Below are 20,852 nucleotides of genomic sequence, written 5' to 3'. Positions count from 1 at the left end.
GAAGAAATTATACAAACTAAAATGCCCTAAAAAGTGATACTTTTTAGGGCATTTTTAGTTGTTTATAACATTATACATTTTTAACTAGTAAATCACCTTTCTACTTACTTTAGTTCCGTTTGCCAATAAAACATCTACTAATAAAACTTGATCACTTGCAAGTTGTTGTGTAATTGTAAATTCAGCTACAGCTACATTTTCATTAGCATAAAGAAGTTTACCTGTACTATCATAAACTACAATTTTTTGCACATCAACTTCTGGAGATTTTACCGTAATGAGTTTATCTTTTGAATAAATCACAATAGAACTTGAAATTTCATTTCCACCATTTGAAATACCATCATTTGGTGTAGGTGTTTCTGCTACTTCTTCTACTGCATTTTTATCTACATATCGCAATACAAATCGATCATTAAATACTCCTTTTTCAGTTGTAAAAGTATAAGACCCATTTTTAAGATTATGAAGTACATTCAAAGTCTTATCTTCTAAAAATACATTTTGTGTTTCTAAAACCCCATCTGCATGGTCAATGTTGATTTGAAATTCTCCAACAATAGTCGATTTATAACCTAAAACAACCGTGTCTTGTTTTACAAATGGTAATGCGCGACCTTGAATTACATATTTACTTGCTTGATTTACACTGTAAAAATCAACATATTGATTCCCATCATAGGTTACACCATCATAACCTGAATCATAATCATTAGTAGCACCTTTAATATAACCCACTAACATTTGTTTGAAAGCGCCTTGTTTATTTGACAAATTCAACCAAATACGGCTTTTTTCTACTGTAGAAACACTTGTTTTAGTTGTAGCACTCAGTTTAAAAAATTGTGAGTTATTCGCTCCAGAAGCACCCCCTTCTACACGCATACTATTATTAAAAACCACATTTCCTGATGCTTTAGCTGGTGCAAAAAAACCTTGCCCTGCAGCAATTTTACCATCAAAAGTTTTAGAAGCATTATTAGTAACAACACCTCCAGTACGATTATAAACCAAATAATCATTTGTCGTGTAATTATAAGTTGCATCTCCAGGTATTGTATTACTTGGAGAAGTATTATGCGTCCAGAAATAAAGTGTTCCTTCTAAGTTTGCAGCATTTGCATCCAAAAAAGCATTTGCATCAATAGCGGATGGGTAAGGATTTCCTAAAAGATAAGTCTGATTAGTTACTACAGGAATAGGATACTCTCCATTATTAGGCACACCCACAAATACAGGATTAGTATCTACCGCTGCAACAGTAAGACTAAAAGATTGAGGTGCTCTTATAATATATCCTTTGCCTTGAACCATTTCTTCTGCACCGTATTTAATCACTCTCCAACCATTATCATAACTAAAGTATTTGTCAAAAAAAGTATTTGGAGACAAATTCTTTAATGTTTGAGGGGCAACAGGTGAAGACCAATAAGTATAATCATATCTTCTTACCGCTGCAGTATGACGGTGATAATTTATATTTCCAGTATTTTCAGCAGCATCATTAATTTGAACTAAACTCGCATTGTTTTCAAATGTTAATGAAGCGTTTGGCAAAACAATTACTGAATTTGTAACTTTTAAAGTATACCCTGATTTTATAATTACATTACCGGATGACACTCTACAAGAACAACCTACAACATTTTCAGCTAATGAATAATCACCAGCAAAAACAATTCTTTTTGACTCATCAGGAACTCCATTTATCCATGCACTACCATTCCATGTACTTGTTATAGTAGAAAGATTATCTATATTAACAACACTTGAAGATGGAGAGGTACAAGTCCCATTTGAAACTTTAAATGTATAATTCCCACCATCTATTAATCCTGAAATCGTTGTAGAAGTACCTAACCCAACTATTGTATTACTTGAAGTACCAGATTGCTCTAACGTCCATGAACCTGATGGCAAACCACTTAATACAACACTCCCTGTTTCTGTTGTACAATTTGGTTGTACAATATTTGAGATTATTGGCGCAGCCGGAACAGTTGGTTGCGGATTAACAATCACACTATTTGAAGCGACAGAACTACATCCACCAGAAGTAGCCGTTACAGTATATGTACCAGCTGGAGCAGTAACAATATCATTTGAAATACTAACACCAAATGAAGGAGAAACAGAATAAGTACAAGATGGATTATAATTTGTTATTGTAAAACTTCCATTTGCAACTTCACAAGTTGGCTGGCTAACTGTACTTAAAACAGGTATACTAGGATTATTCACAATAACAGTTACAGCCTTTCTGGCTGTAGTACGTGTACCTGTAACAGCTTCTACATAAAAAGTAGTTGTTGAATTTACAGAAGGTGTTAGCAAAGAACTTGTTGAATAGGGACTTACAGTCGAAGTAATACTAGATAATACCGTTCCTCCTGTTGAAGAAGAATATAAATTATATGTTGTTGATGTAGTTGGAGTAGGCTTTACAGAAGCAGATATTGTTGAAGTACCAGAATTACAAACTGAAGTTGCCGTAACCACATCCAAAATATTATAACCACCATTAGCCATAATATCTTCAAAATGTGTTGCTTGACCATTACCTGTACAATAAGCATATGGTGTACTTCCTATAGTAATTTGGATATTTGCTGTACATGTTCCGTCTCCGGGACTTGGTAATCCACCTGTACTCACTTGCATTGAAACATTAGCTGGTAAACTTAATGTAACCTTGTTATCAAAATTAATTTGTGCGTAAGGTGTTAATCCTGGTGTAACTATCAATAATGGAGTATTAATATTAAATGTAGCCCCTGAACTTCCTGCACTTAAATTTAAAGTTCCATTAATTGTTAATGAGCCCATTGAAGATGTTGACAAACTTGAAGTACCCATTGCAATAGTATGGCCAGCTTGTATTAAAACAGCTCCAGTAGCAGGTTTTGCTGGAGTTGAAATCTGACCAGGATATCCCTGAACAGATGTAGGGGTTACCCATTCAGAACCGTTATAATATTGCCAGCTAGAAAGCGTAGTCCAGTTTCCTGAAGTTGTATTTGAACGATAATCTCCAGTAGTTTGAGAAAACGTAGCAATAGAAAAAAATAAAAAAACAAAAAGAAATATAAAATTTCTAAAAGTATAAATAGGTCTCATATCATTTTTAGATTTGGGGGCCGGGCAAGCCTTTAAAACTATAATCATTAATTATTTCTAATTAAATCACGATACAAGATTATTGCATAATAATCGCTAGATAAATTAAAAACGTTGACGTGCTTATTTAGTCGTTTAAGTGCATCTTTTTACGCACTTAAATCCCACGTTTAAAGGGATTTTAAAAAAATCACTCTTTAAAACAAGCTCCTAAGTCGCCTACCATAATCCTAACATCAAAAAACAATTTTAACAGTTTGTGTTTGCTCATTTCCTAATACCACTTTTACGATTAGTACTTGATGAGCCACATTCAAATTTTCAACTACATAATCATGGAGATTAACTTGATTGTTTTGATATAGAATTTGTCCTATCGAATTATAAATAATTACTTTTTGAATAGAATCTGAAGAAGATTTAATCCTTAGCTGTTTATTCTTTACCAAAACCAGAACCTCTTGATTCGAAATGGTATTAACATTATTTTGCTCTACATAACGCAAAACAAATCGATTATCAAACACTCCTTTTTCCGTTGTAAACAAATAGGGCGATTTTTTCAAATTGTGAGTTATATGCAAATAATTATCCTCCAAGAAAACATCTTGAGTATCTAAAAATCCATCCGTTTTATGAATACTAATTTGAAAATTTCCACTATAATCTGTTTTATAAGCTAAAGCAACGCTATCTTTCTCAACAAAGGGTAATGCACGACCCTGAATTGCTAACGCCTTTCCTTGATTCACACTATAAAACTCAATTTCTTGATGAATTGGCAAAATTTGCCCATCAAACCCTGGATCATAACCATTAGTAGCACCCTCTAAATAACCTATCAATGTTTGTTTAGATAACCCTTCTGTGTTAGTCAAATTTAACCAAACCCTATTCGTTTCCTTTTGATTTAGACTTTGCTTTTCTTTTGTGTTCACTTTAAAAAACTGAGCATTATTCACCCCATAAGCACCACCTGCAACACGCATACTATTTTTAAATTTTAAATTCCCACCAGTAGTACTTGCTGGTGCAAAAAAACCTTGACCTGCAGCTATCATCCCACTAGGAACATAACCACCTGTTGCCGCTTGAGTAGCGGTAGTTACGGTTCCCGTGCGATTATAAGTAGCATAATCACTTGAATTATAGTTGTATTTAGCAGCTCCTCCTGAAACAGTTGGCATTGTATTGTGTGTCCAAAAATATAGTGTCCCTTCTAGCACGTTTTCATTAAATTCCAAAAATTTATAAGCATCAATTGCCGAAGGATAGGGATTACCAAGTAAATACAATTTATTGGCATCAATTGTTAAAGGAATTTCACCATTATTTGGCACTCCTACAAAAACTGGATCAGCATCTACTTGAGGGTCATTCACACTAAATGATTGTGGGGCTCTTATTGAATAACCATTCCCTGGTTTCATAATTTCAGAACCATAGTAATAAATTACCCATCCTGTATTAGGATTATATCCATAATACTTATCATAAAATGTATTAGGTGATAAGTTTTTTAAAGTTTGATCAGCAACCGGAGACGACCAATAGGTAAAATCAAAACGCCTCACAGGAGTAGTAAAACGTTTATAATAAATAGCTCCCGTATTAATTGCTGCATCATTAATTTGAACTAAACTAGCCGTATTATCAAATGTTAGGCTTCCACTAGCCACATTCACTTCATTAGCTACTTTTAAAGTGTGATAACTGTTAATAAAAACATTCGCCCCATTAGTTACTTGGCAAGAACACGCCTCAATGTCAGATGTAGAATTAAAATTTTGTTGAAAAACTACTTTTCTTGTACTATCTGGCATTCCGTTTATCCAAGTACTTCCATTCCAGTATGATGTATCACTAATAATGGCACAACTTGTAACTGGGGATATACAACCAGCTTCATTTTTTATAATCACATCATAGGTTCCAGAAGTTAATCCCGATTTCACATTACTGGCTTGATACTTTTGTCCACCATCAAAACTATAGGTATCCGTTGCACTTTGAACGGCCACAGTAATAGTTCCCAAAGTATTTGAACAAGTCGGTTGCGTAATTGTAGAGACAGGTGTAGTCAATTGAGGCAAGAAAGTAATTTTTCTTGTTCTAGAAGCACTGTCAACATTACATTGAGTTGTTGAATTATTAAAAGTAATATAAACACGATATTCGGCTGATTCTGCCGGAGTTCCTCCTGTAATTGTCAAAGTATTTGTGTTTGCTCCAGAATAGGCACCTCCATCATTCAAAACTGTCCAAATACCTGTAGTTACTGATTTTTTCCATTGATAAGAAACCACATTTGCAGGATAAGAAGTACTCACAGTATAGGAATAATTTGTTCCATAACATTGCTTTACATTAGTTCCTGCTGTTATATTTAAAATTTCATTAACCGATAGCGTCACAACATTAGAGGTCACACTACAACTCCCGTTTGAAACTATCACCTGAAATTGAGTACCTTCAGGATATTGAGCACTTCCAACATTTCCAATCGTAATCTCATTAGTCGAATTATCCGAAGTATTTGCAACTGAACCTATAATTGATGTGAAACCAGAATCTGATGGTTTTTTATATTGCCAAGTATAATTTAAACTTGTACCCGTTGCAACAACCTTAAATTTAACGGAAGCCCCCTCACAATCCAATTGATTTGTAGGTTGAGTTGTAATTGTTGGAGTTTCTATTTTTACAGTTGTATTTGCAGTAATTATTTTATTATCCGACGTTCGTTTCATAGAAACTGTATATACAGGACTTGAAGGTGTAGTTGAAGCCGTAAAAGAATAATTAGGACTGCTACTATAAGCAGTTGCTGCAAGTCCAGGCCCAGACCAGGAATAAGTATAAGTTCCTATAGGTGGTGCTGTAGCTGTTAAATTAATTGTATTTCCTGGACAAACAGGAGAATTCGATGTAGCTTTTCCTGTCCCACCAAAAGATATTACTTCATCAAACCCAAGGATGCCAGCTCCCCCTTGACAGGCTGCTAACAAAACCCCACCAATATACAATCTGTCATTTCCAGTACATCCTCCGCCTGTACCCCCAGGAGGATTTAAAGTTCCTCCATTTATAAAAGAAATAGAAGAGCCTTCAGCAAGATATAATCTTTTATTTGCAACAGAAAAATCAAGTATTGCTTTATCAACAATCAATTGTACAACTCCACAACTTGTTAAATCTAAATCAGCATCCATTTTCAATGAAATTGGAGATACTCCATTCCCAATAGTTATTATCCCTCCACAAGAACTTAAAACTCCACTACCACAACCTAAGGAACTTGCGTCTGTAGTACTAGAAATTATACATTGAGCTGATAAATTAAACCCTATTAAAATACTCAATAAAAAAAAACCTTTGCGTAGAAATATTCGCATAAACCTTCAATTAACAATTAAACTAAATGGACTTAAAAATTAAGCAACGAAATAAATTAAAATATTAAGAATCAGATAGTAAAACAAAATCGATGACAGGCATTTTTTGTCGCCAACATACATACTTACCTGAAAAAACATCTTTTGACAGGATTAAATCCGCTTTTTAACAGAAATAAATACCTTTACATTTTCTTTTAAACCCAATTTATTGATAAAATGAAAGATTTTTTTTCTGTTAATGAAGCCATCCAAAAAATCGAACATTATTGTGCGTATCAAGACCGTTGCCACGAAGAGGTGGAGCAGAAATTGCGCAGCATGAAAATGAGTACCGCAGAAATTGATGAAATCATTTCGCATCTTATCAATGAAAACTTTCTTAACGAGGAACGTTTTGCTTGTAGTTTTGCCAGAGGCAAACATAGAATTAAACATTGGGGAAAAATCCGAATTACCAATGAATTAAAATTTAGAGGCATCAATCAAACTTTGATCAACATTGCTTTAAAAGAGATTAGCCCTGAAGAATATTTTGGCACTTTTGAAAATTTGGCTAAAAGACATTGGGAGTCCATTACAGAAACCAATTCACTCAAAAAAAGAAAGAAATTCTGTGATTATATGCTTCGAAGAGGTTTCGAAAGTAATTTAGTTTACGAGAAAGTAAAAGAATTAGAAGCCCGTGAGCATTGATCAGTCTCCGTTTTCAGTCAGATAACTTTCAACTGAAAAGGACAAGTACTATTTTACCGCAAAGATTGAAATGAAATAATAATTAGCGTAACTCTGAGAAATCTTAGCGAAACTTTGCGTAATAACTTCTTTATAAACTCAACAATACACTGACGGCATTACCACCAAAACCTACGGCATTTACCAAAACTTTTTTAATTGGTTTCATTTTTGTTTGCGCTTTCGCAAAAGGAACTCCGATGAACTGATTGTGTTGCATCATTAAGATTGCTAACTCAACACTTAAAATACCCGAAGCACCAAAAGTGTGTCCTATTTTCCATTTATTGGTAGTTAATAAAGGTAGCTTTTCACCAAAGATTTTCTGAATTGCTTTATACTCGGTTAAATCACCAGCTTTAGTTCCTGGCGCATGCATTACAATCGCATCTACATCTTCTAAATTAGTATGTTCTAAAGCCATTTTCATTGACTTTTGAAAACAAGTAGCTTCTGCCGAAATAGAAATATTATGTTCCAAAATTTCCGTTGCATAACCTACACCTTCAATATAAGCCAAAGCATTATCTTTTTTACCTATTTCAAGACAACAAACGGCAGCTCCTTCGCCCAAAATCATTGAATTCCATTTTTTCTCAAAATTCAATGCCTGATTAGGAAAAGCTTCCTCACTATGCGAATAGATTTTTAAAGCACGCATTTGCCCAATCGTAAAATCGGTTAAAGGCGCCTCACTGCCACCAACAAGAAATTTATCCACCATACCTGAACGCAGCCAGGCAACACCGTTTAAAAGCGCATGTAAAGCAGTTGAACAAGTAATGGAATGTGAAATTTCAGGCCCTGAGCTTTGCAAATCGTGACCCACCCAAGAAGAAATATTTCCTAAAGTCGTTGTGGGAGAAGCTAAAGTATGCGCTTTTCCAGTATTTAAATATTCTTTATGATGATTTTCAAACAACTCGGTTGCCCCACGAGAAGAACCAATATTAATTCCGAAAACAGAATCCGAATTCCAACCAGCGTCAGCTACAGCTTTGCGTGAAGCTGCCATCGCATACAAAACAGACTTATCCAATGCTTTATACTTAACATCCGATTCTTTTAAAGCTTCAATAACTTTTTTTGAATCTAGATCCAATGCAGCCACTAAAGTCTCTTGATTGTCTAAATATGTTTTAGAAAAACAATGATTCGGTGAAAGGTAATTTTTCCAAATGGTTTTTAAATCATTACCTAATGGAGAAATGGAAGCTAAGGCTGTTATTGAAATGGTTGTTGACAAATCCTAAATATTTATTGAGCTGCAAAATTAAACTATTTCCAATGCTTTTTCGACGACATCATATACTTTTTGCAATTGCTCATCGGTCATGATATAAGGTGGCAAAATATAAACGATATTACCAACTGGGCGTAAAATCACCCCGTTTTCGATAAAGAAATTATAGAGTTTGGTTCGCATAGAACCATAATAGGTTTCCTCGTTTTCTTTCTTGATATCTAAAGCAAAAATGGTTCCTAAAACGCGAGTTGCGGTTACTTTAGGATGATTTTTTATATATTCCTGAAATGCCAGATGTCTTTTATTTATTCGAATTATATTCTCCTGCATTTCTGGAGTTTGCAACAATTCAAAACTGGCTAAAGCCGCTGCACAACCCGTAGGATTTCCGGTAAAAGTATGTCCGTGAAACAAGGCTTTATTGATATCATCATCATAAAAAGCATCAAAAATTTCCCGAGTAAAAGTAGTGATTGCCATTGGGATAGTACCTGCCGTCAAAGCTTTTGACAAACACATCATATCAGGCATTTCCTGAGCATAATCCATTGCAAAGGTTTTACCCGTTTTTCCAAAACCGGTCATCACTTCATCGGCAATCGTCAACACTTTATTTTCCTGACAAATTTTAATTAATTCATCCAAAGCTTCGGCCTCGTACATCACCATTCCGGCGGCACCCTGAACCAAAGGCTCAAAAATAAAAGCGGCACATTGATGTTCCTGTATCACTTTTCGCAAAGCATCATAACTGGCTTCTTCTTTTCCTTTTACAGGCACCGGAATACGTACTACATCAATAAACATCCCTTGAAAAGCCTGAGTATATAACGAAATCCCACTCGCAGCCATAGCTGCAAAAGTATCTCCATGAAATGCATCTTCAAATGCAATAACAGTTGTACGTTTCTCGCCTTTATTATAAAAATACTGTAAAGCCACTTTTATTGCTACTTCCACCGAAGTCGAACCATTATCTGAAAAGAATATTTTCTGTTGATTTTTTGGCAAAATTTTCATCAATTGCTCTGCCACCTGAATAGCTGGTTCGTGTGTAAAACCTCCAAAAAGAACGTGTTCTAATGTAGTTAATTGCTTGTAAATCTTATCGGCAATAAAACGATTGGAATGCCCAAAGGGATTTACCCACCAAGATGCAATCGCATCAATATATTCCTTGTTATTTTCATCCCAAAGCAAAGCACCTTCACCTCTAGTAATTGCAATCGGTAATTGAGCTGTTTTATGTTGGGTATAAGGATGCCAAAGATATTGGCTGTCTTTTTCAGTTAACGTCATTTAATTTTAGATTGAAGATTAACGATTTTTGATTTCGGACTGTTATTGGATTTCCAATAATTTGCTTCTAAATAAATCGGCGTATTCGCGAATTACATTTTGGTCAAAATACGGTTCTTCGTCAATTCTTCCAAGACAATTCAATCCTGATTTCGTCAAAATTATAGATTCAGTAGATGGATTTTCTTTCCCATTAAAAAGAATTCCTGCTATAGCAACATTTCTATTTTGTAAAGCTTCGATAGTCAACAAAGTATGATTAATACTTCCTAAATAATGACGGGAAACTACAATTACTTTGTAATCAGGATTAATCAAATCGACAATAGTTTCTGTATCATTTATGGGAACAAAAATGCCTCCTGCTCCTTCTATCACCAAATGATTTTCTGTTACAGGTTCAATAATTTGATTAATATCAATAAGCACATTATCCAATTCAGCTGCCAGATGCGGACTTGCCGGAGTATTTAAAGCATAACTATTTGGATATACAACAGTCTTTTCATTCGATAAATAGGCCCTAATCTTATGACTGTCTGAAGTAGCTAAATCACCTGCCTGAATGGGTTTCCAATAATCAGCTTCTAAAGCCTCTGTAATAATTGCCGAAGCAATCGTTTTACCCACATCGGTACCTATTCCTGTTATAAATAGTTTCATTTAATTAAATTCAAAATTACACTTATTGCATTTGTATTTTTGTTTCGAATAAAAAGGAAGCAAACCTAGTAACAATGAAAAAAGATAGATAAAAAGAGATTTGAAATCCTTTATTGAGGTTACCATATTGATTTGTGCTGTTCCACAATTAGGACATTTCATCAGCGTATTTTGATCATCTAATGAATACTCGGATATTTGTGAAATAATTTCCATAGCTTTCGTATAATCCTTTTTTGAAACTAAAAGTTTCACCCCACCAACAGCATTACTATACAAAGGATTAGCATCAATTGTGTAATTATCTTTCATGTAAACTGTTATTCCTTCAGATTCTAATTTACCTTTGAAAATTATCGCTTCTGACGAATATTGATAGATTCCTACTTGCTCAAAAATTTCTTCCATATGCTCTTAAAATGCAAAAGTACTCAACAATTGCAACACTTCTGTTATTTCTTCCTTCGAATTAAAAGCATGCAAACAAAAACGAAGTCTTTCCTGTCCTTCTGGAACAGTAGGTGAAAGAATCGCTTTGACATCAAAACCTTTATCTTGAAGTTGGCTAGCTATTTGTTTTACCTTTTCATTTCCAGGAATAATAGCACATTGAATAGCCGATTTACTATGTACAAAAAGCGGTTTTAAACCCAATAAATTCTTTTGCTGATTAAAATGGATAATATTTTCCTTTAAAGCTGCAATCTTTTCCTTATCCTTTTTTAAATACTGATAAGCCACTAAAACAGTTGCTACGGAATGGGGAGAAAGTCCCGTAGTGTAAATAAAACTTCGGGCGAAATTGACTAAATATTGCTTTAATTTTGTACTTCCTAAAACCGCCGCACCATGACAACCTAATCCTTTTCCGAAGGTCATGATTCGGGCAAATACTTTTTCTTGCAAACCTAACATTTGCACCAAACCTTCACCTTGATTTCCAAAAACCCCTAAGGCATGCGCTTCGTCTATAACCAAATAAGCATTGTATTTTTTTGTTAGAGCTACTAATTCTTCCAAATTAGGCGCATCTCCATCCATCGAGAAAACCGATTCTGTGGCGATATAAATAGTTGGGAGTTGGGAGTTAGGAGTTAGAAGCAATCCGTCATTTCCGTTCAGAACCACCTCTTTTTTACTAAAACGCAAAATAAGATTTTCAAGATTTTCAAAATCATTATGCCTGAATTTATAAGACTTCGCATTCGATAGCTGAATCCCGTCTCGGATGGAAGCATGACACAATTCGTCGTACAAAATCAAATCTCCTTTTTGAGGAATCGCGCTAAAAAAACCCACATTGGCATCATAGCCCGAATTAAAAAGTAATGCTGATTCTGATTGATGAAAAGCTGAAATATAACTTTCTGCCTCCTGATAAACTTGATGATTTCCTGAAAGCAATCGAGAACCCGTTGCTCCGTTTTGGGTAAATCCTCTATCAATCAAATACTGATGAGTATCGTTAAAAACATGTTCTGATTTTGAAAAACCAAGATAATCATTAGACGCAAAATCAATTAAATGATTCGCCAAAGGCAATTGACGTAATGCATTGTTTTGAATTCGAATTTCGAGTTTCTTAGAAAGATTTTCGGGTAATTTCATAAATCAAAAGTAAAAAAAAACGCCAAGCTAAGCTTGACGTTTTATATTAATTTAAATTGTCTTAGTCAGCTAAAACAATTACTTTATTGTCTTTCATTTCAATAGTACCTGACTCAATAGCTAAGGTATAGGTTTGGTCAGTTACTCTTGTAAATTTACCCGCAACCTCTTTAGAAAATTTGAAGCTTGGAGCATCAATTTTCACAATACCTTTTCCTAAAATAGAAACGATTGGCGCGTGATTATTCAATATTTGAAAGCTACCATTAACTCCAGGCAAACTTACCGAAGTAACTTCTGCTGAAAATAATTTGGCTTCTGGTGATACTATTTCTAAAATCATATTTTTTGAGTTAGAAGTTAGAAGTTAGAAGTTAGAAGTCTCTGAAAACTACCAACTGAAAACTGCTAACTGATTTTATGCTTCTGCTAACATTTTCTCTCCAGCCTCGATAGCTTCTTCGATAGTTCCTTTAAGGTTGAAAGCTGATTCTGGTAAGTGATCTAATTCACCATCAATAATCATATTAAATCCTTTGATAGTATCTTTGATATCAACTAATACTCCTGGAATACCTGTAAATTGCTCCGCTACGTGGAATGGTTGAGATAAGAAACGTTGAACACGACGTGCTCTAGATACTGCTAATTTATCTTCTTCAGATAACTCCTCCATACCTAAGATAGCGATGATATCTTGTAATTGTTTGTATTTTTGAAGAATCTCTTTTACTCTTTGTGCACAGTTATAGTGATCATCACCTAAGATGTGTGGAGTCAAAATTCTAGAAGTAGAATCCAATGGATCTACCGCTGGATAAATACCTAACTCAGCAATTTTACGAGACAATACTGTAGTAGCATCTAAGTGAGCAAATGTAGTTGCTGGTGCTGGATCCGTTAAGTCATCCGCAGGAACGTAAACCGCTTGTACAGATGTAATAGATCCTTTGTTTGTAGATGTAATACGCTCTTGCATCGCACCCATCTCAGTTGCTAAAGTTGGTTGGTAACCTACCGCAGATGGCATACGTCCTAATAAAGCCGATACCTCAGAACCTGCTTGTGTAAAACGGAAGATGTTATCTACGAAGAATAATACGTCTTTACCTTGGTCAGAACCAGCTCCATCACGGAAATACTCAGCAATAGATAATCCAGAAAGTGCAACACGAGCACGTGCTCCTGGTGGCTCATTCATTTGTCCGAAAACGAAAGTAGCTTTAGACTCTCTCATTCCTGGTAAATCTACTTTAGACAAATCCCATCCTCCATTTTCCATAGAGTGCATGAATTCCTCACCGTATTTAATAATTCCTGACTCTAACATCTCACGAAGCAAGTCATTCCCTTCACGTGTTCTTTCACCTACTCCTGCGAATACTGAAAGTCCACCGTGACCTTTAGCGATATTGTTAATTAATTCTTGAATCAATACTGTTTTACCTACTCCGGCTCCACCAAACAATCCAATTTTACCTCCTTTTGCATAAGGCTCGATCAAATCGATTACTTTAATACCTGTGAATAAAACTTCAGAAGATGTAGATAAATCTTCAAATTTTGGAGCTTGACGGTGAATTGACATACCGTTTTCACCTGTTTTAGGTAATTCTGGCAAACCATCAATAGCATCTCCAACTACGTTGAATAAACGTCCGTAAACATCTGCACCAATCGGCATTTGAATTGGGTTTCCTGTTCCAATTACTTCATAACCTCTGCTCAAACCATCTGTTGAATCCATCGAAATGGTACGAACAGTATTTTCTCCAATGTGAGATTGTACTTCTAGGATTAATTTAGTACCATCTTTTTTTACGATTTCTAATGAATCATAAATTTTTGGAAGTTCAACATCCTTACCGTTGAAAACAACGTCAACTACTGGGCCAATGATTTGGGCAACTTTTCCTATTACTTTAGACATTACTTATGTATTTATTAAACAGCTATTTAGGTTTATGAAATAGACACCATCAAATTTGACTGATTAGGTGTTTTTTCCGAGCGCAAAGATAATTTTTTAAAATAAAAAATCAACACTTTTATTTAAAAAACATTAAAAAATAAAACAAGGGTTAAAAACCGCTATAAATCTCGCTTCCAACAAATTTATTCACCACAAACATTTCGTTATATTATATAAATTATATTTTATAAAAACATCCAATCTTAATTATGGATTGATTACCCAAGAAACAAAATACTGCTGCCCTATTAATCCAGCACCCAATACCTGCATGTATTCTTTTCCTCCAAGATTAGCTACAGCCACCTTAAAAGTTGATTTAAGCGAAGGAATACTATAATTCATTTGCGCATCAATTACTGTAGCCGATTGCACCATGCCATCAACCATTGCAGATTCCCATTTATACGATGTATTCCATCTTCCACTAACATTAAATCCGAAATTTTTAAACACCTTTTCATTCCCAATTGAAGCTTTCACTCTGTGCTTAGGCGTATTAAATCCAGCCTCAAAACTTGGATCCTTTGATTGATCAAAACTAAATTCAGCATAATTATAATTTACACCAATTTCATAATCCTTGTACACTTTTCTGGAGAGTCCCAATCCAAAACCAAAAGATTTGATTTCGACATCAGTATTCGTATACAATTGATACGCTCTAAAATTATCATTTTGCAATGCATGCAATGTTTGCGCACCGGGATCAGTTGGTCCCGCTAAAGGATTTGGCGCATCTTGTACGATACCATAATAAGGAGAAATCACTGTTAAATTACCAATGAAATCATTATAAATATTATAGTAACCACTAACATCTACAGACATCTTATTTACAAACGATCGGTATCCTAACTCAAAAGCCTTTACTCGTTCTGGTTTCACATAATTCACATTTGCTTTTCTTAACAAAGCCGAAGCAGCTACAGGATTTGATGGCGCTAAAGCTGCAAATGCCTGAACCGTTGACGCTATATACGAATTCCCATACGCATTTAAACCAGTCATAACCTTAGTAGTGCCGCTATTCAAAGATTGACCAACAACAGTATTCACTGGCAATGTTTCAGAATATCTTGATAAATTATCAGGAGCCGAACCAATTAAAACCGCATTACCCACATTAAAACCTATATACTGATCCTGAGTTGTTGGATTTCTAAAACCGGTTTGAAATGAAGCCCTAATGTTATGGTGCTTATTTTCACCTGCTGCATACACTAACGACAATCGAGGAGAGTAACTTCCTTTAAAATTTTGTGATTTATCATATCGAATAGATCCTGTAAACTTCAATCTTTCATCTACAAACTTTTTCATCAATTGGGTATACATTCCATATTCATTATAGTGGATAGAACCATTTGCATCTGTATAAATCCTTCCATTAGAATTTAATTGATACTCTCTAAAAGAACCACCAACTTGTATTTCAGCAAATTGTATTACATCTTTAAAATTATAATTGGCATCCGAATGATAAATTTTAGAATTATCAACCAATTTAGATCCCGAAAGCACATTAGGCTCAGCGATAACACTATTAAATGCCGATTTAAAAGCGGATGTTCCAGGAATCAATCTACCCACATCTGCCTGAGCCCTAGCATAAGCATGCGCACCAGCCGAATTGTTATATAATGGACTTTGAGGATTCCCAACAGCACCAGCATAATTAGCCGCATAAGTACCAAACCATGTTTCATCTGATTTCCAAGCTCTATTTACATTAATCCCTGTAAAAAGCATATCATATGATTGACCACCGTCTTCAGTTGTAGTATACCCTCTTAAGAAAAAATTCTTGCCTTTAAACTCTAATTTATGTTGTTGCATAAAAAAGTTATTCAAATAGTAGCGATTAGCACCTTGATACACCGCATTACCAAAACCAAATTTACTTAACCAAATTACTTCCAATCGTTCATCTCCAAAAGGTCTAAAATGAAAAGACAAATCAATTTTAGTATTACTTGCTTTATTATCGGTCAAATCAGTTTCATTATAACCTGTTCTTGAAACATTTTCCTTAGGCAAAAGTGAAGCAAAACCAGAAGGCAAACCTGCTGCAGCCCACGCACCACTGGCTATCATTTTTTGTCCAACATTGTAAATATTCGTACTTACTTCATCTCCATATACATTGACACCATCATAATTAGGATTCGCTCTATCTCTTCCAACCACAAATCTATCTCTATAATCTGTCGCATACCAATCAGTACCACGCATATACGTAAAATTCGCTTTGGCAGCAAAATGTTTATCAAAGGCATGCGCCATTCGAATACCGTAATCAACAAAATCATTAACCCCAGCCGCTTTTTGACTCGTTTGACCGTATTTCACATAGGTTGTTATCCCTTGGTAATTAAACGGACTTTTCGAATTCATAAATAAAATTCCATTAAAAGCATTAGCACCATACAAAGCAGAAGATGCTCCTGGTAATAACTCAACACTTTGCATATCGATTTCAGAAATACCCACCATATTTCCTAATACAAAATTCAATAAAGGAGAAGAATTGTCCATTCCATCCACTAATTGCATAAAACGCGTATTGGCTACAGTTGCAAAACCACGAGTATTAATGGATTTAAAAGTCAAACTACTGGTATTCATTTGTACTTCTTTTAAATTTTCTAATCCATCGTAAAAAGTAGCAGATGCCGTTTTTTTAACATCAGCTATACCCATCCTTTCAATGGTAACTGGCGATTCAAAAACTCTTTCAGGAGTTCTGGATGCCGAAATAACAATCTCATCAAGTACATTTTGCTCTTCACTTAAAACAATTCCGAGCAATTGTTGTTTTGAACCAACCATAATTTTCATGGTTTGAAAGCCCACACAACTTAATTCGATTTCAAATGGAAAACGCAAAGCTTCTAATATAAATTTACCATCACTATCCGATACTGTTGAGATTGTTTTTCCTGTAACAACAATATTAGCACCCACAACGGGCATTTTATTCTTATCAACAATAGAACCTTCAATGGTATTTTGAGCGAAATTTACGCCACACACAAGGATCAATAAAAAAAGGAAGAAGGATTTCATAGGGTTAAGTTTTTAAGGATTGGTACTACTAAAATAATAATAAATTCTGACACAATCACAAAATACACAAAGCTATTTTATCAATAATTAACCATGATTTCAAAATTTTAACAAATTCACAAAAAATCAATTCACCAGAAATAAAAAAGGCGAGATTTTCATCTCGCCTTTGATATAGTAATTACAAATTTTATTCTACTGTAACTGATTTAGCTAAGTTACGTGGCTGATCCACATTACAACCTCTAAATACAGCGATATAGTAAGACAACAACTGTAATGGTATTGTTGTAATCAAGGGCGATAATGCATCTGAAGTTTCAGGAATTTCAATTACATAATCAGCTAATTCTCTAACTTGAGTATCTCCTTTTGTCACTACAGCAATAATTTTACCGCTTCGTGATTTTATTTCTTGAATATTACTTACAATCTTATCATAGTGCCCTTGTTTTGGCGCAATAATAATTACGGGCATTTGCTCATCAATCAATGCGATAGGACCATGTTTCATTTCGGCTGCTGGATAACCCTCAGCGTGAATATATGATATTTCTTTAAGCTTCAAAGCACCTTCTAATGCTACTGGGAAATTATAACCACGACCTAAATACAAACAGTTAGGCGCATCTTTGAAAGCTGCAGCAATTTCTTTTGTTTTCTCCGCAGTTTCTAATACTTCTTTTACTTTTTCTGGTATTAACTCTAATTCTAATAAATACCTATGGAAATCAGAATGCGATAAAGTACCTTTTGCTTTAGCTAAACGCAAAGCTAACATTGTCAATACAGTAATTTGAGTAGTGAAAGCTTTAGTAGATGCTACACCAATTTCTGGTCCGGCATGCGTGTAAGCTCCTGCGTGAGATTCTCTAGAAATAGAAGAACCTACCACATTACAAACTCCAAAAACAAAAGCACCATGTTCTTTTGCTAATTTAATAGCTGCCATTGTATCGGCCGTTTCACCTGATTGAGAAATAGCTATAACAACATCTGTAGGCTTAATAATTGGATTTCTATATCTAAATTCCGAAGCATACTCTACTTCTACAGAAATACGAGCAAATTCTTCAATAATATATTCAGCAACTAAACCTGCATGCCATGAAGTCCCACAAGCAACTATGATTATTCTGTCAGCATTTAAGAATTTTTCCAAATGATCTTCAATTCCCGACATTTGAACAATACCCCTATCCGCATGCAATCTTCCTCTATAAGTATCTTTTATAACATTTGGTTGCTCATAGATTTCCTTCAACATGAAATGATCAAAACCTCCTTTTTCAATTTGCTCTAAATTCATTTGAAGCTCTTGAATATAAGGATCTACCAAACTATCATCTTTAATCTTTCTAATCTTAATTGGTTTTTTCAAACTGATATTAGCCATCTCGCCATCTTCAAGATAAACCGCATTAGAAGTATATTCAATAAAAGGTGACGCATCAGAAGCAATAAAATACTCTCCTTCTCCAACACCAATTGCCAAAGGACTTCCTAAACGAGCAGCAACAATTTCACTTGGATTCTTTGTATCAAAAACAGCAATTGCATAAGCACCCACTACTTGATTAAGCGCTAACTGAACCGCTTTGCCTAACTTGATTTTTTCATTCTTTTGAACTTCTTCAATTAAATTAACTAATACTTCTGTATCAGTATCTGAATGAAAGACGTAACCACGCTTTATTAATTCTTCCTTTAATGGCGCATAATTTTCAATGATTCCGTTATGCACTATAGCTAACTCACCTGAATTTGAAAGATGAGGATGCGAATTCACATCATTAGGAACCCCATGAGTGGCCCATCTTGTATGACCTATTCCAATAGTTCCCTTAGTATCAATTTCTTGCAAAGCACGCTCCTCTAAAGCAACTACCTTACCTTTTGTTTTACAAACTTTAATCGCACCATCATACACCATTACTCCAGCACTATCATAACCGCGATATTCCAGTCTTTTAAGACCTTTGATAACTATAGGATAAGCTTCTCTGTGACCTATATAACCAACTATTCCACACATAAATTTCTATTAATTAGGTTTTGTGTAATAAATTTTCAACTTCAATCTTTTTGCGTCTGGAACAGATGCCGCTCCTCCGTAAAGCACCACACCAAGTGGATTTAATACTGATGCCTGTGGGATTTTAAAAATTTCATTTTGATCGTTCAAAGTAAACTTTGAAAACAAAGCATTCATAGTCGTATTTCGAATATCTTCAGTAACTACAACACCTAACTTTACATTTTTTGAAGAAAGATTTTTAACTAAATTTCGAATGTGTTCTGTAATTCTAAATTTATAATAATACTCCCCATCAGTACTTTTTTGCAATTGCCCTCCAAAAATAAGCTGACCATTTTTTGCATTAGTTCCCGTTGAAGAATCATACAAATAATCTAATAAAACCGTACTATTCGATAAATCATACAAATAAATACGATTAGGTAATTTAGTAGTTCCCATAGCTGCCTTGTCTACATGAAAAACTAAACTAGCCTCATTGATCATTTTAGTTCTTTTAGTAAGAGGATCAATACGTCTTAATTCATCCAATTCATCAGGAATATTATTAGGAACGTTCGAAACATTTCCACTAGCATCATAACCTAAAACATCTGTTTTATCAAAAAGTTCTAAAACAGACATTGCACCTTCACCACCTTTTACATACAATCGACTATCCCCTGCTGTTTTATTAACGTTAGTGGTGATCGCATCCTCGTAAACTGTTTTCTTAGTATTTTTAACCAAACTAACAGTATTTCCAGTCATATTAAGCACGATAGATTTAGCTACTCTTGTCGTTGTAGACTGACCGTTTGCTGTAGTAACTAAATCTTCCTTGTAATTTATAGTAACCGTTCCTGCTTTAAAATTCATCATCGCTAATTGACCTGGACTAGCACCAGATTTTTCGACTTTAAAATAAAGTCCTCTGAAATAATCTTTAAAAACATCGTTATTAGTTAATTTACCCGGATCAGTCCCATCACTTTTTTTAGCAACATTAACAATAACGTTCTGGAAATAACTTTTATTCAAAGCAAGTACCATTGCAGGAGCAAATCTTGTAGTTGTTTCAACACCATTAGTGGAAACTTTTTTCTGTCTTTCTGCCTTATTAAAGAAAAATTCTTGATTCTGACTAGGAGTGTTTATAGAATCATTTAATAACACTGGCCTTTTCAAGCCTTCGAAAAGACTAGCTTGATCAGTATAAAACTTTTGAGCATCTGCAAAATTGGTATTAGGATCTAAATCCCTAATAAAATAGCCATTCTCATATACACTTAATTTAATCTTAGATGCTTCCGGACCATAGATTGAATCCAATCGATAAACACTGGCTCCACTTTCTAAATCACGATCAACAACAGCGCTATAATAAGGAATAGATAACTCCACATTATCTACTATAGCATTATTCCCAACAACCGGATTTGGCGATGCCAAAACTAATTGAGTAACAAAACTAGCCTCGATAGTACCAAAGGTTTCATCTTCATAAATCCCCAAAGGATTTACAGGCAAATTATTAGATTGAACTGGACCAAGATTTTGATTATAAGAAAGAACATTAATACTATCATGTACTAATCCAAAATGTTCATCACCAATTAAGTCTCCTCCTATGGTGTTAAAATCTTTGTCACAGGAAGTAAAAAAAACAGCAGTGATTGCAAGAATAAATATCTTTAGAATAGAATTATTACGCATATTAAATAATAAAAA

At 34.5% G+C, this 20,852-nt stretch carries 13 protein-coding genes; 1 reads left to right on the top strand and 12 read right to left on the bottom strand.

Annotated features, from left to right (window positions below):
* Nucleotides 1–84 precede the first annotated feature (84 nt).
* Both ACFPTQ_RS03920 and ACFPTQ_RS03915 read right to left on the bottom strand, forming a co-directional pair.
* A complete protein-coding gene (locus ACFPTQ_RS03920) occupies nucleotides 85–3,117 on the bottom strand; it encodes a T9SS sorting signal type C domain-containing protein (RefSeq protein WP_379774120.1) in 3,033 nt (1,010 codons plus the stop codon).
* 236 nt (nucleotides 3,118–3,353) lie between these two features.
* Nucleotides 3,354–6,512, bottom strand: a complete 3,159-nt coding sequence (locus tag ACFPTQ_RS03915; protein WP_379774116.1) for a hypothetical protein — start codon at nucleotides 6,510–6,512, stop codon at nucleotides 3,354–3,356.
* Between the two features lie 219 nt (nucleotides 6,513–6,731).
* Between ACFPTQ_RS03915 and ACFPTQ_RS03910 the strand changes: the two genes are divergently transcribed.
* The gene (locus tag ACFPTQ_RS03910; RefSeq protein WP_379774113.1) at nucleotides 6,732–7,208 is read left to right on the top strand and encodes a regulatory protein RecX; all 477 of its coding nucleotides are present in this window, start codon (nucleotides 6,732–6,734) and stop codon (nucleotides 7,206–7,208) included.
* Nucleotides 7,209–7,338: 130 nt separating this feature from the next.
* Here ACFPTQ_RS03910 and ACFPTQ_RS03905 read toward each other — a convergent pair whose 3' ends face one another.
* The 10 genes from ACFPTQ_RS03905 to ACFPTQ_RS03860 all read right to left on the bottom strand — a co-directional run bounded on the left by ACFPTQ_RS03905 (nucleotide 7,339) and on the right by ACFPTQ_RS03860 (nucleotide 20,837).
* Entirely contained in the window at nucleotides 7,339–8,493 is a 1,155-nt protein-coding gene (locus tag ACFPTQ_RS03905) for a beta-ketoacyl synthase N-terminal-like domain-containing protein (protein WP_379774111.1), read from the bottom strand.
* Between the two features lie 27 nt (nucleotides 8,494–8,520).
* Nucleotides 8,521–9,792, bottom strand: a complete 1,272-nt coding sequence (gene bioA, locus ACFPTQ_RS03900; protein WP_379774108.1) for an adenosylmethionine--8-amino-7-oxononanoate transaminase — start codon at nucleotides 9,790–9,792, stop codon at nucleotides 8,521–8,523.
* Between the two features lie 42 nt (nucleotides 9,793–9,834).
* The gene (bioD, locus tag ACFPTQ_RS03895; protein ID WP_379774106.1) at nucleotides 9,835–10,455 is read right to left on the bottom strand and encodes a dethiobiotin synthase; all 621 of its coding nucleotides are present in this window, start codon (nucleotides 10,453–10,455) and stop codon (nucleotides 9,835–9,837) included.
* Nucleotides 10,456–10,863 (bottom strand): DUF2007 domain-containing protein, encoded by a 408-nt coding sequence (locus tag ACFPTQ_RS03890; RefSeq protein ID WP_379774104.1) that lies wholly within the window; start codon nucleotides 10,861–10,863, stop codon nucleotides 10,456–10,458.
* Between the two features lie 6 nt (nucleotides 10,864–10,869).
* Nucleotides 10,870–12,063: an aminotransferase class I/II-fold pyridoxal phosphate-dependent enzyme gene (locus ACFPTQ_RS03885; protein WP_379774101.1), complete on the bottom strand. Its 1,194-nt coding sequence runs from the start codon at nucleotides 12,061–12,063 to the stop codon at nucleotides 10,870–10,872.
* A 61-nt stretch (nucleotides 12,064–12,124) separates the two neighbouring features.
* Nucleotides 12,125–12,406, bottom strand: a complete 282-nt coding sequence (locus tag ACFPTQ_RS03880; RefSeq protein WP_379774098.1) for a F0F1 ATP synthase subunit epsilon — start codon at nucleotides 12,404–12,406, stop codon at nucleotides 12,125–12,127.
* A 75-nt stretch (nucleotides 12,407–12,481) separates the two neighbouring features.
* On the bottom strand, nucleotides 12,482–13,993 hold the full coding sequence (gene atpD, locus ACFPTQ_RS03875) for a F0F1 ATP synthase subunit beta (protein ID WP_035656666.1): 1,512 nt from the start codon (nucleotides 13,991–13,993) through the stop codon (nucleotides 12,482–12,484).
* A gap of 249 nt (nucleotides 13,994–14,242) precedes the next feature.
* Entirely contained in the window at nucleotides 14,243–17,104 is a 2,862-nt protein-coding gene (locus ACFPTQ_RS03870; RefSeq protein ID WP_379774096.1) for a TonB-dependent receptor domain-containing protein, read from the bottom strand.
* A gap of 190 nt (nucleotides 17,105–17,294) precedes the next feature.
* A complete protein-coding gene (gene glmS, locus ACFPTQ_RS03865) occupies nucleotides 17,295–19,139 on the bottom strand; it encodes a glutamine--fructose-6-phosphate transaminase (isomerizing) (protein WP_379774093.1) in 1,845 nt (614 codons plus the stop codon).
* A 9-nt stretch (nucleotides 19,140–19,148) separates the two neighbouring features.
* Entirely contained in the window at nucleotides 19,149–20,837 is a 1,689-nt protein-coding gene (locus ACFPTQ_RS03860; protein ID WP_379774090.1) for a DUF4270 domain-containing protein, read from the bottom strand.
* Nucleotides 20,838–20,852 lie beyond the last annotated feature (15 nt).

This window comes from Flavobacterium sp. GCM10022190 (genome assembly GCF_042656445.1).
Lineage (GTDB): Bacteria > Bacteroidota > Bacteroidia > Flavobacteriales > Flavobacteriaceae > Flavobacterium > Flavobacterium nitratireducens.
The sequence above is the reverse complement of the archived record's forward strand: the minus strand, read 5'-3'. Positions and strand labels throughout refer to the sequence as shown.